1 rRNA gene is annotated in these 571 nt (G+C 56.4%); it reads left to right on the forward strand.

Annotated elements, in window-relative coordinates:
• Positions 1-571 (forward strand): 16S ribosomal RNA (locus DVK01_RS21125); the annotation flags it as partial.

Raw genomic sequence — 571 nt, forward strand, 5'->3', positions numbered from 1 at the left:
AGCCCTCGCTTTTCTGTACCGTAAGGTGGTACAGGAACAAGGACTGGGCAAGACCGGTGCCAGCCGCCGCGGTAATACCGGCAGTCCAAGTGATGGCCGATATTATTGGGCCTAAAGCGTCCGTAGCTTGCTGTGTAAGTCCATTGGGAAATCGACCAGCTCAACTGGTCGGCGTCCGGTGGAAACTACACAGCTTGGGGCCGAGAGACTCAACGGGTACGTCCGGGGTAGGAGTGAAATCCTGTAATCCTGGACGGACCACCAATGGGGAAACCACGTTGAGAGACCGGACCCGACAGTGAGGGACGAAAGCCAGGGTCTCGAACCGGATTAGATACCCGGGTAGTCCTGGCTGTAAACAATGCTCGCTAGGTATGTCACGCGCCATGAGCACGTGATGTGCCGTAGTGAAGACGATAAGCGAGCCGCCTGGGAAGTACGTCCGCAAGGATGAAACTTAAAGGAATTGGCGGGGGAGCACCACAACCGGAGGAGCCTGCGGTTTAATTGGACTCAACGCCGGACATCTCACCGGTCCCGACAGTAGTAATGACGGTCAGGTTGACGACTT

Origin of the sequence: Haloarcula sp. Atlit-120R, from assembly GCF_003665885.1 — an archaeon.
GTDB lineage: Archaea > Halobacteriota > Halobacteria > Halobacteriales > Haloarculaceae > Haloarcula > Haloarcula taiwanensis.